The sequence below is a fragment of the Microbacterium sp. LTA6 genome, assembly GCF_045690355.1.
Taxonomy (GTDB): domain Bacteria; phylum Actinomycetota; class Actinomycetes; order Actinomycetales; family Microbacteriaceae; genus Microbacterium.
Genome location: NZ_CP147855.1, coordinates 1,362,142 through 1,374,767 on the forward strand (window position 1 = coordinate 1,362,142; position 12,626 = coordinate 1,374,767).

The window sequence follows — 12,626 nt, forward strand, 5'->3', positions numbered from 1 at the left end:
CCGTCCAGCCCCGGGGAGTTCTGTGCGCATGCCATCCGTCACCGTCATCCTTCCCGCGAAGGACGCCGGAGCGTTCATCGGCACGACGCTGGAGACGCTGCTGCGGCAGTTCGATGATTCGGCCGCGCTGAAGCTCGTCGCGATCGACGACGGATCGAGCGACGACACCGGAGCGCAGATGCGTCGCTACGCGGAGCGCTTCGCGCACGCGGAGGTGCTCGTCAATCCTCGCCCGGTCGGTCTCGCGACCGCCCGAAACCAAGGGCTGGCGCACGTCGAGGGCGAGGCCTTCTGCTTCGTCGACGGGGATGACTGGATGCAGCCGCGTCGCCTGCAGGTGCTCGCCGATCGGCTGCGCGCGCTGGACTGCGATTTCGTGCGCACCGACCACGTGCGCGTGACCGGCACCGAGCGCACGCTCGTGCGCGCTCCGTTCGCCTGGCGCGGTGTGGTGGCATCGCCGCGCGAGGCGATCCTCCCCGCCGACGACACGACGATGGTCGACTACCCGTACGCCTGGGCAGGGATCTTCCACCGGAGCCTCATCGATCGCGGCCTCGCCGCATTCCCGGATGGGCTGTTCACCGCCGAGGACCGGCCGTGGATCTGGCGCCTGCACCTGAACGCCGATACCTTCGCCGTGGTCGACGCACCCGCACTCCTCTATCGCCGCGGCGTCTCGACCTCACTCACCCGCGTCCACGATCGTCGTCAACTCGATTTCGCCCGCTCGCTCAGCCAGGTGATCGACATCGTGGAACAGGATGCCGAGGCGCAGCGCTTCCTGCCCAAAGCGGTCTGGACGGCGCTCGCGCTGAGCTCGCATCACCTCGTCCGCTCCCGGCAGATGACGCCTCGGCTTCGTGCGGAGATGCGCGGTGGCATCCGCGAGCTGCTCCGTCGGCTGCCCGCCGCCGAGGTCGCCGCGGTTCTCGATGACTTCTCCGGAGCGCGGCGAAGAGTTCTCGCACGGTCGCTCCGGGGAGCGGGGCGGGCAGCATGACGCAGCTCTTCGCCCTGCACAGCGCCTATGGCCTGGCCACCGCCGCCGCGGCCATCGACGAGGGTGTCTTCGACGCCGGCGGCCCGCGCATCCTGGTGCCCTTCAACTCCGCCCGCGTACCGGAGACGACGCACGGCATCGATGAGCTCCCGAACCTCGTCACGCTGCGCGCCCGGTTCGATCGGGTCGAGTCGCTGGACGCGCTGCTCACGCCGCTGCATCCGAGTTCCTGGGACCCCTCCGACGGTGACCTGGTCGTGCTGCGGCGCCTGCTCACCCGCGCCTGGGAACTCGACGACGATCTGGAGCTGTGCGTGCAGAGCCCGCAGGTCGCGCCGGCGCGCACCCTGCTGTCGCTGTTCCCTGACGCGCGACTGACCATCATCGGCGATGGGTTGATGACCTATTCGCCGATCCGCGTCGCGCTGCTGCGCACGGTCGTCGAGCGCATCGGACGGGTCGTCTACGCCGATGTCGTGCCGGGTGTCGAGCCGCTCGTGTTCACTGAGACCGGCGCGGCACGAGTGCCGGTGCCGCCGAGCCGGTTCGGTGCCGTGCTCGCCGAGACGGCGGCATCCGACCCCGACCTTGATGCTCTCGCCGATGGCACGCCGACGGCGCTCGTGCTCGGCCAGTACCTCGCCGCTCTCGGCCTCGTCGCCCCCGCCGAGGAGATCGCGATGCAGCAGGCGATGGTCGACCACGCGGCGCAGTGGGCACCGGGGCGCATCGTCTTCAAGCCGCACCCGGCCGCCCCGCCGCAGGTCGTCGAGGCACTGCGCGAGCAAGCGCGCAGCCACGACATGGAGTTCGCCGTGTACGACGGACCGGAATCGGCCGAGCTCGTCGCCGACCGATTGGAGGCCGTCGGCGTGGTCGCCGGCTTCTCGACGGCGCTGCCCACCGTGCAGGCGCTCTCCGGCCGCCCGATCGCCGCGGCGGGAACGGCGACCGTGCTGCGGCGGCTGACACCGTACGAGAACAGCAATCGAGTACCGGCGACGATCGTGGATGCGCTGACCCGGCCAGGATCCCCGTACCGTGACCCCGAGCGGCTGCAGCTGCTCATCGATGCCGTCGGCTATGCCATGCAGCCGGTCATCGCCGCGCATCTGCGGCCGCGTGCGGAGGAACTGCTCGGGTCTCTGAACGCCGCCGAGCGGGCCCGGTACTTCTCCCCGGAGCGCCTCATCGAGCTGCGCCTGCCCGGCGCACCGCAGGAGGGGATCGTCCGCCGGGCGCTGCGGTCCACCGGTGGCGTCGGCCGCGCCGAGGAACTTCGATTGACGATCGCCGGAGCGCGGACGCGCGCCGCACGAGCATGGAAGGTGGTGCGTGGCCGATGATCCGAGTGGCAGCGATCATTCCCGCACGAGGCGGATCCAAGCAGGTCCCGCGGAAGAACCTCAGCAGGGTCGGCGGCGTTCCGCTGATCGTGCGCGCCGTGCGTGCTGCTGCCGCTGCCGAGGGGGTGGACATCGTCGTCGTCACCACCGACGACGATGAGATCGCCGCGGTGAGCGCTGCCGCCGGTGCGCACGTCGTCCGGCGCCCGCCCGAGCTCTCCGGAGATACGGCGTCGTCGGAGAGTGCAGTGCTGCATGCCCTCGACGAGCTGGAGCGCGAGGGGATACCGGTCGACATCGTCGTCTTCGTGCAGGCCACCTCGCCGTTTATCCCGAGCGAGGGGATCGACGAGGCCATCGAGCAGGTGCGCTCCGGAAGCTACGACAGCGTCTTCTCGGCGCATGAGACCTACGGGTTCCTGTGGGCGCGCGGCGAGGACGGCACCGCTGTCGCCGTCAACCATGACGCCGCGCACCGCCCGCGGCGCCAGGACCGCGAACCGCACTACCTCGAGACCGGAGCCTTCTACGCCTTCGGCACCGAGGGGTTCCGCCGCGCGGGGCATCGTTTCTTCGGCAGGATCGGGATCATCGAAATGCCGGAGTGGACGGCGGTCGAGATCGACGATGCTCAGCACCTCGCCGTGGCATCCGCCGTGGCCGGTCTCGTGATCGAGACCGAGGCGATCGACGTGCGGGCCGTCGTGACCGACTTCGACGGCGTGCACACCGACGACACCGCCCTCATCGACAGCGACGGCCGCGAGTTCGTGCGCGTGAGCCGGGAGGACGGCATGGGAGTCTCGCTGCTGCGGCGTGCCGGCATCCCGATGCTCATCCTCTCCACCGAGACGAACCCCGTCGTGCGCGCCCGCGCTGACAAGCTGCGCGTACCGGTGCTGCACGGCATCGATGACAAGCAGGCGGCGCTGGCCGACTGGGCCGCCGAGAACGGCATCGCGCTCTCGGACATCGCGTACCTCGGCAACGACGTCAACGACCTGGCCGCGATGCGGTCGGTGGGCTGGCCGGTGGCCGTTGCGAACGCGCATCCGCTGGTGCGATCCGAAGCGCGCGTGGTGCTCAGCGCCGCCGGCGGACAGGGTGCCGTCCGCGAGCTGATCGAGCGCGTTCTGCAGGTCGACCGACCCCGGTAACCCGCGATTCGCGCGATGTTCACCCCCGGCGCGTACCCAGGAAGCTAAGGCTACGACTGGAGGACGACATGACCGTCACAATCGGATCGCGTGTGATCGGAGGGGGCCGTCCCGCATACGTCATCGCGGAGATCGGCCTGAACCACAACGGCGACGTGGACATCGCCAAGCAACTCATCGACGTCGCAGCGCGCGCGGGTGCCGATGCGGTGAAGTTCCAGAAGCGCACTCCGGAGATCTCGACGCCCGAGCACATGCGCAACGTGCCGCGCGAGACGCCCTGGGGCACCATGACCTACCTCGACTACCGCCGCCGCGTGGAGTTCGGCCGCGACGAGTACGTCGAGATCGGCGACCACGCCACCCTGCAGGGCCTGGACTGGTTCGCCTCCCCGTGGGACGTGCCCAGCGTGGCATTCCTGGAAGACCTCAACGTCGTGGCGCACAAGGTCGCCTCGGCCAGCCTCACCGACATCGAGCTGCTCGAGACGCTCCGCGCGACCGGCAAGCCGATCATCCTCTCCACCGGCATGTCGACGATCGAGCAGATCGACCGGGCGCTGGACACCCTCGGCACCGATCGGGTCGTGCTCATGCATGCCACCTCGACGTATCCGATGGAGCCGGAGGAGGCGAACCTGCGGGTCATCAGCACGCTTCGCGACCGCTACCCCGGCGTACCCGTCGGATACTCCGGGCACGAGCGCGGGCTGCAGATCTCCCTTGCGGCCGCTGCGCTCGGCGCCGTGGCCGTCGAGCGGCACATCACCCTCGACCGCACCATGTGGGGTTCGGATCATGCCGCGTCGCTGGAGCCGGCCGGTCTCGCCCATCTGGTGCGTGACATCCGCGTCATCGAGACCGCTCTCGGTGACGGCGTGAAGCGGGTCTTCCCCGGCGAGCAGGCTCCGATGGCGAAGCTGCGTCGCGTTCCGGCATGACCGCCTCCGCCTCGTTCCGGGATCCGCTGCGGGTCGTCGCGATCGCCGACGCCGACTCGTTCGTGAAATGGTCGGCGTCGCTGCTCGACACGGTGCCTGGCATCCGTCGTCACCTGCTGATCGTGCGCACGCCGCTGACCGTGAGCCCGTCGCAGCAACGGGCGGCGCTCGCCGGCACCTCCTTCGGCGAAGCGGGCGTGACGCGCATCGGATTCGACGAGCTCGACGGCTGGCTAGGAGGGCACCGTCCTGACGTCGTCGTGCTGGCAGGGCGCGGGCCGTTCGTGCGGCTCGTGGCGCGGCGCATCGACCGGATGCGACGTCGCCCGGTGGTCGTCAGCGGGCTGCCGGGGATGTCGATCCCGGCGCAGCGCGGAGCCCTCGAGTACCGCCGCGAGAGTGACCTCCTCGTGCTGCACTCGCATCGGGAGGAGCGAGCGTTCGCCGAGCTCGGGCGCCGGATCGGTGTGGTGACGCCGACGGCACTGGCCACGCTGCCGTTCGCGCGGCCGGATTCGGCGGGGATCGCGCGGGCGGATGGCTCGACGCACGCCGGATCAGCGGGTCACCGCACGGCGAGCGGCGCCGTCGGCCACGGCAGCACGCGCGCCTTCTCGGCGGGGGCGGTCGCTCTCGCCGATCGCCCCGCGCCTCGGGTGCTCGGTACGGACCTCGTGTTCGCCGCGCAGGCCCTGGTGCCGGCCGAACGGCACGACCGGGCGGCCCTCGCCCAGGTGCTGCGCCAGGCGGCTGAGGCCGATCCGACCCGACGCGTGGTCGTGAAGCTGCGCTCGCGGCCGGGTGAGGCCGAGACGCACCTCGAGCGCGACGCCTATGCGGATCTGCTCGGCATGCGACCCGCGAATCTGGTGTTCTCCCACCAGCCGATGGCGACCGCCCTGGAGAGCGCAGAAGGACTGGTCACGGTCAGCTCCACCGCGATCGTCGAGGCGATCGCGCGCGACGTCCCGGTGATCGCGCTCGACATGTTCGGTGTGAGCAAGCCGCTGCTGAACACGGTCTTCGTCGGCAGCGGACTTCTGGGCGGTGCGGAGGAGGTCATCGGTCGCCGGTTCCGGCATCCGCATCCTCAGTGGTTGCGCGACAACTACTTCCACCGGGCTGCGGAATCGACCTGGTGGGAGCAGGTCGAGCAGCTGGTCGTGCTGCGTCGCGAGGGCGGACTGCGCGCCAGGCCCGTGCCCATCGGGCGCGGTGGTGCGCTGCACGCCGCCTGGCACCGCGCGAGCGTGCTCGGTGCCGAGGACCGCACGCTCGCCGGACGCGTCGCGCTCGGAATCGGCAGTCCGCTGGTGCGCGGCATCGTCGCGCTGCGGCAGGCCCGCGGGCGTGCCGCAGAGGACACCTGGGCGGATGCCGGGACCGACTACACCCTCGAGCCGACCCCGCACCGCGATCCGATCCGCCGCTGACCACGGGCGCAGCGTTCGCGACACGCCCGGATCTCCGCTAGACTGCCAAGGTTGTCTGCTCGATTCCGGGATCTCCGGAAAACGGCCGACACGTTCACACACCCTCCTGCTTTCGGGAAATTCCCGGAAGCCGTTCTAGTCCGAAGGAGGTGGGTAAGTGACGCACCAGTACGAACTCATGGTCATTCTGACCCCCGAGATCGACGAGCGCCAGGTAGCCCCTACGCTCGACAAGTTCCTGAAGGTCATCACCAACGATGGTGGCTCGATTGACAAGGTCGACATCTGGGGCAAGCGCCGTCTTGCATACGAGATCCAGAAGAAGAACGAGGGCATCTACGCCGTCGTCAACTTCACCGCGACCAGCGAGGCCACGCAGGAGCTCGACCGTCAGCTGAAGCTGAACGAGCAGATCATGCGCACCAAGGTGCTGCGGTCTGAAGAGGCTCAGGCGATGGTCATCGCAGAGGCGAAGCGCTCCGACGAGAAGGCTGCCCGCAAGGCTGCCAAGGCTGCGAAGGCCTAAGTCTCATGGCCGGCGAAACCGTCATCACCGTTGTGGGAAACCTCACGGCCGACCCCGAGCTGCGGTACACGCAGAACGGGCTGCCGGTGGCGAACTTCACCATCGCATCGACGCCGCGCAACTTCGACCGTGCCGCGAATGAGTGGAAGGACGGCGACGCGCTGTTCCTCCGCGCATCCGTCTGGCGCGAGTTCGCGGAGCACGTGGCGGGTTCGCTGACGAAGGGCATGCGCGTCATCGCGCAGGGTCGCCTCCGTCAGCGCTCCTACCAGGACCGCGAGGGCAACCAGCGCACCGCGATCGAGCTGGAGGTCGACGAGATCGGCCCCTCGCTGCGATACGCAACGGCGCAGGTCACCCGTGCGGCCTCGACCGGCGGTGCCGGCGGTGGCGGTGGCGGTGGACAGTCTCGTCCCGCGCAGCAGCAGGTGTCGGAGGAGCCGTGGTCGACGCCCGGTTCTTCGACCAGCGCAGATGCCTGGAGCACTCCGGGCAGCTTCGGCGACGACACCCCGTTTTAACAGGATTCCGGATGCCTCGGCATCCGCTCATCAATAAGGAATAACTATGGCTGGAAAGTCGAGCGGCGACCGCCGCAAGCCGCGGAAGGGTGGCAAGCCCACCGCTCCCGCGAAGTCCATCCGGGTTGGCGTCATTGATTACAAGGACGTCGCAACCCTTCGCAAGTTCGTCTCGGAGCGCGGCAAGATCCGTGCCCGTCGTATCACCGGTGTCTCGGTGCAGGAGCAGCGTCTGATCGCCACGGCGGTCAAGAACGCACGCGAAATGGCACTCCTGCCTTACGCCGGCGCCGGACGCTGAGGGGTAGGGACATGGCAAAGCTGATTCTCAAGAACGAGGTCGCCGGGCTCGGTAGCGCCGGTGACGTGGTCGAGGTCAAGAACGGGTTCGCCCGTAACTACCTCATCCCCCAGGGCTTCGCTACGGCGTGGACCCGTGGTGGCGAAAAGCAGGTCGCATCGATCCAGGCCGCGCGTCAGGCACGCGCGATTCACGACCGTGACGACGCTGTGGCGCTGAAGAACGCTCTGGAGGGCACCAAGGTTCGCCTCGCCGTCAAGGCGGGCGGCGAAGGCCGTCTCTTCGGTTCCGTCAAGACCGAGCACATCGCGGATGCAGTCGCAGCCGCGGGCCTCGGTGCGATCGACAAGCGCAAGGTGCACATCACGTCGCCGATCAAGGTGACCGGTGAGCACGAGGCCACGGTTCGTCTGCACGACGACGTGACCGCAGTCATCACGCTGCAGGTCGTCGCCGCCAAGTAAGGCGCGATACCCGTACGAATGCCCCTGTCCTTCGGGACGGGGGCATTCGTCGTTCGTGGCGTCCGAGGTGCGCCGCGGTGCGAGGTCTGAAACGCATCGGACTGGGCCTGCGCGGATGCGGAATCGACCTCGCATCGGCGCTTCTGCCACTACCGTGGTTCCAGACGAAATCGTCGCACTTCGCCGCGCAGACGCTCTCGTGGCGGCTGATCAGCAAGCGGCGAACAAGGAGACGGAGGCCAGTCGTGGCAGAGCAGATGACCCCCTCGGGATGGCGACGTTTCTGGGAGCGCGGCGGCTGGTGGCGTTCGCTGCTCGCCGTCGGGGCGTATTTCGTGCTGTATCAGCTCGGGTCGCTGCTGTTCCTTCCGCTTCTCACCTCGACCCGTGATCCGGCGCTGCAAGTGCTCGTCGGCACCGGATTGCCCATCGCGCTCGGCGCGGTGATCCTCCTGGCGTTCGGTTGGTCCCTGGGGTGGTTGCGAGAACTCTTCGGTCCGCAGCCGATCGCGGGGCGCCGTTGGATGTGGATCGCGGTCGCGGTCGTCATCCTGTTCAACGTGCTGCGTTTCGCGACGATCGACTACGGCAAGGCCGGCGTCGGCATCGTGGTCGCCTGGCTTGTGGCCGGTCTCTTCATCGGCATTGCCGAAGAACTGCTCACCCGCGGGTTCGTCGTGAAGCTGATGCGCAAGCACGGCTATACAGAGATCGTGGTCGCTCTGGTGTCGGCAGCGCTCTTCGCCGCGATGCACGCCGGCAACCTGTTGAACGGGCAATCGGTGTTCGTGACCCTGCTGCAGCTCGTCTACACGTTCGCGTTCGGGCTGTGCATGTATCTGACGTTGCGGGTCACCGGCAACCTGATCTGGCCGATCCTGCTGCACGCCATGACCGACCCGTCGATCTTCCTGCAGACATTGTTCCCAGCCGGCGGGACGCTCACCGGCATCGCCGGTTTGGGCAACATCGCCGTCATCGTGGTCGGTGTCGTGTTGCTCTTCTTCATCCGTGGTCGCGTGGGGCAAGCAGAACACGGACGAGAGGGTGAGCCTCAGTTCGAGACGCGATGACGTCCTGATCTCCGGGGCCGTCACTCTCGACCGGAGGCGCGCGACAGACGATCGGCGAGCCGGCGGGCTTCGGCGGCAAGCGCTGGTGTGTCGGCGACCGAGAAGTCGAGGTCGAGCATGCTGAGGTGACGCAGCAGTGCGGCCGGGTCGTCTGAGCCGCTTTCCAGCACACAGCTCTCGTCATCCCGCTGCGTCAGACGACCCGCCGACGAGGGCAGGCGTTCGGCGACGACAGACAGGGGTGCGAGGATCACGATGCGCGCACGGTACTCCCACGGCGCCGAGGCCACGCCGCGGTCGACGTGGTCGGCCGGGCCTTCTGGCGGCAGCTCGCGAGGGGTGAATCGCCGGCCCGTGGGAAGACGGGGGGAGAGCCGGTCGACGCGGAAGGTGCGCCAATCGTCGCGCTCGAGATCGAAGGCGAGCAGATACCAGCGTCCGGCGCGCAGAGCGAGTCGGTACGGTTCGACGATGCGGCGCGACGCCGAGTCGGAGTGCGATCGGTAGTCGAACCTGAGCTGCACCGCATCCCGGCACGCGGTCGCCAGGGTGAGGAGCAAGTCGGAGCCGACCGAGGGTCCATGGAACGGCACGGCGACCATCGTCGACTGCATGGTGCGGATGCGATGGCGGAGGTGCGACGGCAGTACCTGGTGCAGCTTCGCGAGGGCGCGGACGGACGCTTCCTCGAGATCGGCGATCGACCCGTCTGCGGCGGTGCTCAGACCCACAGCCACCGCGATCGCCTCCTCATCGTCGAGGAGCAGAGGGGGCAGGGCGGCTCCCGCGCCGAGCCGGTACCCGCCCGCGACGCCTGGGGTGCTCTGGATGGGGTAGCCCAGCTCGCGCAGACGCTCGATATCGGTGCGGATCGTCCGTGTGGTCACCTCGAAGCGCTCGGCGAGCTCGTGCCCTGGCCAGTACGGTCTGACCTGCAGGAGGGACAGCAGCTGCAGCAGGCGCTCGGAGGTTCTCAACATGGTTCCAGTTTCTTTTAGATTGCGGAAGTGAACCTTCCGCATCTGCTTCTACTTTTGCATCATGACAAACACATCGAGCAGCATCCAGCCCTTCCGCATCGACATCTCCGACAGCGTCCTCGACGATCTGCGTGATCGGATCTCGCAGGCCCGGTGGCCGCGCGACCTCGATGAGACCGCGTGGGAGCGCGGCGTTCCGGTCAGCTACCTCCGCCCGCTCGCCGAGTACTGGCGCGACCGGTTCGACTGGAGAGCTCAGGAGGCGCAATTGAACGAGCTGCCTCACTTCACCACCGACGTGGACGGCCAGACGATCCACTTCATGCACGTGCGCTCCGCGGTGCCAGGGGCACGGCCGCTGCTGCTTCTGCACGGCTGGCCGAGCTCGTTCGTCGAGTTCCTCGACGTGATCGGACCGCTCACCGACCCGGTCGCGCACGGTGGGCGAGAAGAGGATGCCGTGCACGTTGTCATCCCGTCACTGCCCGGTTTCGGGTTCTCGCCGCTGGCAGGTGCGGGGTGGGGAGATCTGTTCCGTGTCGCCGGCGCCATGGCCGAGGTGATGACGAGACTCGGCTACGACCGATTCCTCGCGCAGGGCACCGATGTCGGATCGGGCATCGTGGGGATGCTGCCGATGGTGGCACCAGGACGGATCATCGCCACGCACGTCAATGGCCCGAGCCCGTTCCCGCTGGGCCCGGCGATCCCGGTCGAGGGCCTCGACGAGGCTGATCGGGAACGCGCGGAGCGGTTCAACACCTTCCGTGAAGACGGCGCGGGCTACCTGCACATCCAGGCCACCCGCCCGCAGACCATCGCCTACGGTCTCAACGATTCGCCCGTCGCCCAGCTGGCGTGGATCGTGGAGAAGTTCAAGGAGTGGAGCGATCCGACGGCCGCCCTGCCCGAGGATGCCGTCGACATCGACCGCCTGCTGACGACCGTCAGCCTGTACTGGTTCACGGAGGGCGGCTGGTCGTCTGCGCATGCGCTCTACGAGGGGATGCAGGTGTACCGCAGGTTCGCAGCCATGACGGCCGGCACCACCGGGGGCGCGGCAGCTTCTGATGAGAGCGACTCCGGCGACTGGGAGACGGGGGACTCCGGCGGTTGGCAGGGAGGCGACTCCGGCGGCTGGGAGGCCCCGGCGATGCCCCCGGCTGCGGTCTCGGTCTTCGCCGCCGACTTCTCGGTCCGCCCCGTCGTCGATCCGGCATCCGCATTCGAGTCCTGGACCGAGCACGATATCGCCGGCCACTTCCCGGCGATGGAAGCACCCGAAGTCCTCGTCACGGATCTTCGCCGCTTCTTCGGCGAGCACCGCTGATCATGCCGGAGCACATTCTCAGCGACCGGGCGCTGAACAGGGCGCTGCTCTCCCGGCAGTTGTTGATCGAGCGGGGTGACCAGTCCGTGACCGATGCGGTCCACCTGCTCGTCGGCATGCAGGGGCAAGCGCCGCTGGCTCCCTATGTCGGACTGTGGACACGGCTCGGCGACTTCGCGCCTCGTGCGCTCGCGGATGCGCTCGAGGAGCGCTCTCTCGTCCGCGCGACCCTGATGCGCGGCACGGTGCATCTGGTGACGGCCGACGATGCGCTGCAGCTGCGGCCGCTGGTGGAACCGGCGATCGCCCGCGGGTTCAAGGGCGGATTCAGCAGTCAGCTCACGCACGACGACGAACGGAAGGTCGTGGAGCTCGGTCGCGAACTGCTGGCGCAGGGGCCACGATCGCGGGTCGAATTGCGCCGGCTCTTCCTGGAGCGGTGGCCGGAGCTGGATGCCGATGCCATGGCGTATGCCGTCAGTTATCTGCTGCCGACGGTCCAGCCGACACCGAGGGGTGTGTGGGGGCAACCGCAGGGCGCGGCACGACTCGCCCTGATGGACGCCTGGATTGGAAGGCCCCTCGTCCCCGCGCCGTCGATCGACGATGTCGTGCTGCGGTACATCGGTGCCTTCGGACCCGCCAGTGTTGGTGACGTGCAGGCGTGGTCGGGACTGACCGGGCTGCGCGAGGTTCTCGATCGCCTGGCGCCGCAGCTGCGGGTGTTCACCTCGGAGCATGGAGACGCGCTGTACGACCTCCCCGACGCGCCGCGGCCGGATGCGGACATCCCGGTGCCGCCGCGGTTCCTCTCCGAGTACGACAACGTCCTCTTCTCGCATCGGGATCGACGGCGGATCATCGACACGTCCCGCCGCGTGCCGTTGCCGCCCGGCAACGGAGCACGCGCCGGCACGTTCCTTCTGGACGGTCTCTTCCGCGGCACCTGGAGTCTCGACGGAGATGCCTTGCGCATCGCTCCGTTCACGGCACTCGACGACGCCGCTGCGGGGGAGTTGGTCACGGAGGGAAAGGTGCTCGCCACGTTCCTCGGGGTGGCGAGGGTCGAGTTTCTGGGGAGTTGATCGAGCGTCCGGGATGCGAAGACGCTGAGGATCGCCCACGCGAGAACACAGAAACCGCCCCAGACGGCAACCTCAGGAGTGCTGCGCCGGGTGGCTCGATCGCCCACGCCGACCTCCCCCCTGAAGGCAAACTTCGTCACGACGCGCCATGCATCGTGCCGCCGAGAGTACTCCTGGGCTTGGTCGTTGTCCAGGAGAATTCGGTGCGGCGGGACGGGACATCTCCGATGGCGCGCCCGGGAGAGATCCAGCTTGACTTTCCCCAGGTTCTGCACATCCCCCTCTTGGTGGCAAAACCTTCAATCAAACCTTTAGGTTGATTCCCATCCACAGGCTGGGGAAACGTGAAACACCTGGTCGTAGGTAAAAAGAAACTTCAGATGCAGGGGAGTCCACGGGGTTATCCACAGGCGTTGTGCACAGACACTCCGACTTTGTCCGCACGCTTTCCACATAGTTATCCACA

General features: G+C 68.2%; 13 protein-coding genes. 12 read left to right on the forward strand and 1 reads right to left on the reverse strand.

From position 1 onward, the window contains the following. Nucleotides 1-28 precede the first annotated feature (28 nt). The 10 genes from LTA6_RS06405 (at nt 29) to LTA6_RS06450 (ending at nt 8,765) form a co-directional block, all read left to right on the forward strand. Nucleotides 29-1,003, forward strand: coding sequence for a glycosyltransferase family 2 protein (locus LTA6_RS06405; protein WP_407358967.1), 975 nt, complete (start codon nt 29-31; stop codon nt 1,001-1,003). Further along, a complete protein-coding gene (locus tag LTA6_RS06410) occupies nt 1,000-2,349 on the forward strand; it encodes a polysialyltransferase family glycosyltransferase (protein ID WP_407358968.1) in 1,350 nt (449 codons plus the stop codon). Before LTA6_RS06405 ends, LTA6_RS06410 begins: the two co-directional genes overlap by 4 nt. After that, nucleotides 2,346-3,506: a cytidylyltransferase domain-containing protein gene (locus LTA6_RS06415; RefSeq protein ID WP_407358969.1), complete on the forward strand. Its 1,161-nt coding sequence runs from the start codon at nt 2,346-2,348 to the stop codon at nt 3,504-3,506. The genes LTA6_RS06410 and LTA6_RS06415 overlap by 4 nt, the downstream gene beginning before the upstream one ends. A 68-nt stretch (nt 3,507-3,574) precedes the next feature. Further along, the gene (locus LTA6_RS06420; RefSeq protein ID WP_407358970.1) at nt 3,575-4,447 is read left to right on the forward strand and encodes an N-acetylneuraminate synthase family protein; all 873 of its coding nucleotides are present in this window, start codon (nt 3,575-3,577) and stop codon (nt 4,445-4,447) included. Continuing rightward, the gene (locus LTA6_RS06425; RefSeq protein WP_407358971.1) at nt 4,444-5,880 is read left to right on the forward strand and encodes a DUF6716 putative glycosyltransferase; all 1,437 of its coding nucleotides are present in this window, start codon (nt 4,444-4,446) and stop codon (nt 5,878-5,880) included. The genes LTA6_RS06420 and LTA6_RS06425 overlap by 4 nt, the downstream gene beginning before the upstream one ends. Nucleotides 5,881-6,037: 157 nt before the next feature. Further along, nucleotides 6,038-6,406: a 30S ribosomal protein S6 gene (gene rpsF / locus LTA6_RS06430; protein WP_102193584.1), complete on the forward strand. Its 369-nt coding sequence runs from the start codon at nt 6,038-6,040 to the stop codon at nt 6,404-6,406. Between the two features lie 5 nt (nt 6,407-6,411). Beyond that, entirely contained in the window at nt 6,412-6,927 is a 516-nt protein-coding gene (locus LTA6_RS06435) for a single-stranded DNA-binding protein (RefSeq protein ID WP_341976720.1), read from the forward strand. 46 nt (nt 6,928-6,973) lie between these two features. Continuing rightward, nucleotides 6,974-7,228 carry a 30S ribosomal protein S18 gene (gene rpsR / locus LTA6_RS06440; RefSeq protein ID WP_102193582.1) on the forward strand — a complete coding sequence of 85 codons (255 nt, stop codon included), beginning with the start codon at nt 6,974-6,976 and terminating at the stop codon, nt 7,226-7,228. A gap of 11 nt (nt 7,229-7,239) precedes the next feature. Further along, on the forward strand, nt 7,240-7,692 hold the full coding sequence (gene rplI, locus LTA6_RS06445) for a 50S ribosomal protein L9 (protein WP_341976721.1): 453 nt from the start codon (nt 7,240-7,242) through the stop codon (nt 7,690-7,692). A 245-nt stretch (nt 7,693-7,937) separates the two neighbouring features. Next, nucleotides 7,938-8,765: a CPBP family intramembrane glutamic endopeptidase gene (locus LTA6_RS06450; RefSeq protein ID WP_363549870.1), complete on the forward strand. Its 828-nt coding sequence runs from the start codon at nt 7,938-7,940 to the stop codon at nt 8,763-8,765. 20 nt (nt 8,766-8,785) lie between these two features. Here the strand turns inward: LTA6_RS06450 and LTA6_RS06455 are convergent, their stop codons facing one another. Next, a complete protein-coding gene (locus LTA6_RS06455; protein WP_407358972.1) occupies nt 8,786-9,745 on the reverse strand; it encodes a helix-turn-helix transcriptional regulator in 960 nt (319 codons plus the stop codon). Between the two features lie 61 nt (nt 9,746-9,806). On the opposite strand from LTA6_RS06455, the gene LTA6_RS06460 reads away from it, so the two are divergent. After that, the gene (locus LTA6_RS06460) at nt 9,807-11,075 is read left to right on the forward strand and encodes an epoxide hydrolase family protein (RefSeq protein WP_407358973.1); all 1,269 of its coding nucleotides are present in this window, start codon (nt 9,807-9,809) and stop codon (nt 11,073-11,075) included. Nucleotides 11,076-11,077: 2 nt separating this feature from the next. Beyond that, the gene (locus LTA6_RS06465) at nt 11,078-12,160 is read left to right on the forward strand and encodes a winged helix DNA-binding domain-containing protein (protein WP_341976725.1); all 1,083 of its coding nucleotides are present in this window, start codon (nt 11,078-11,080) and stop codon (nt 12,158-12,160) included. The last annotated feature ends 466 nt before the right edge of the window (nt 12,161-12,626 follow it).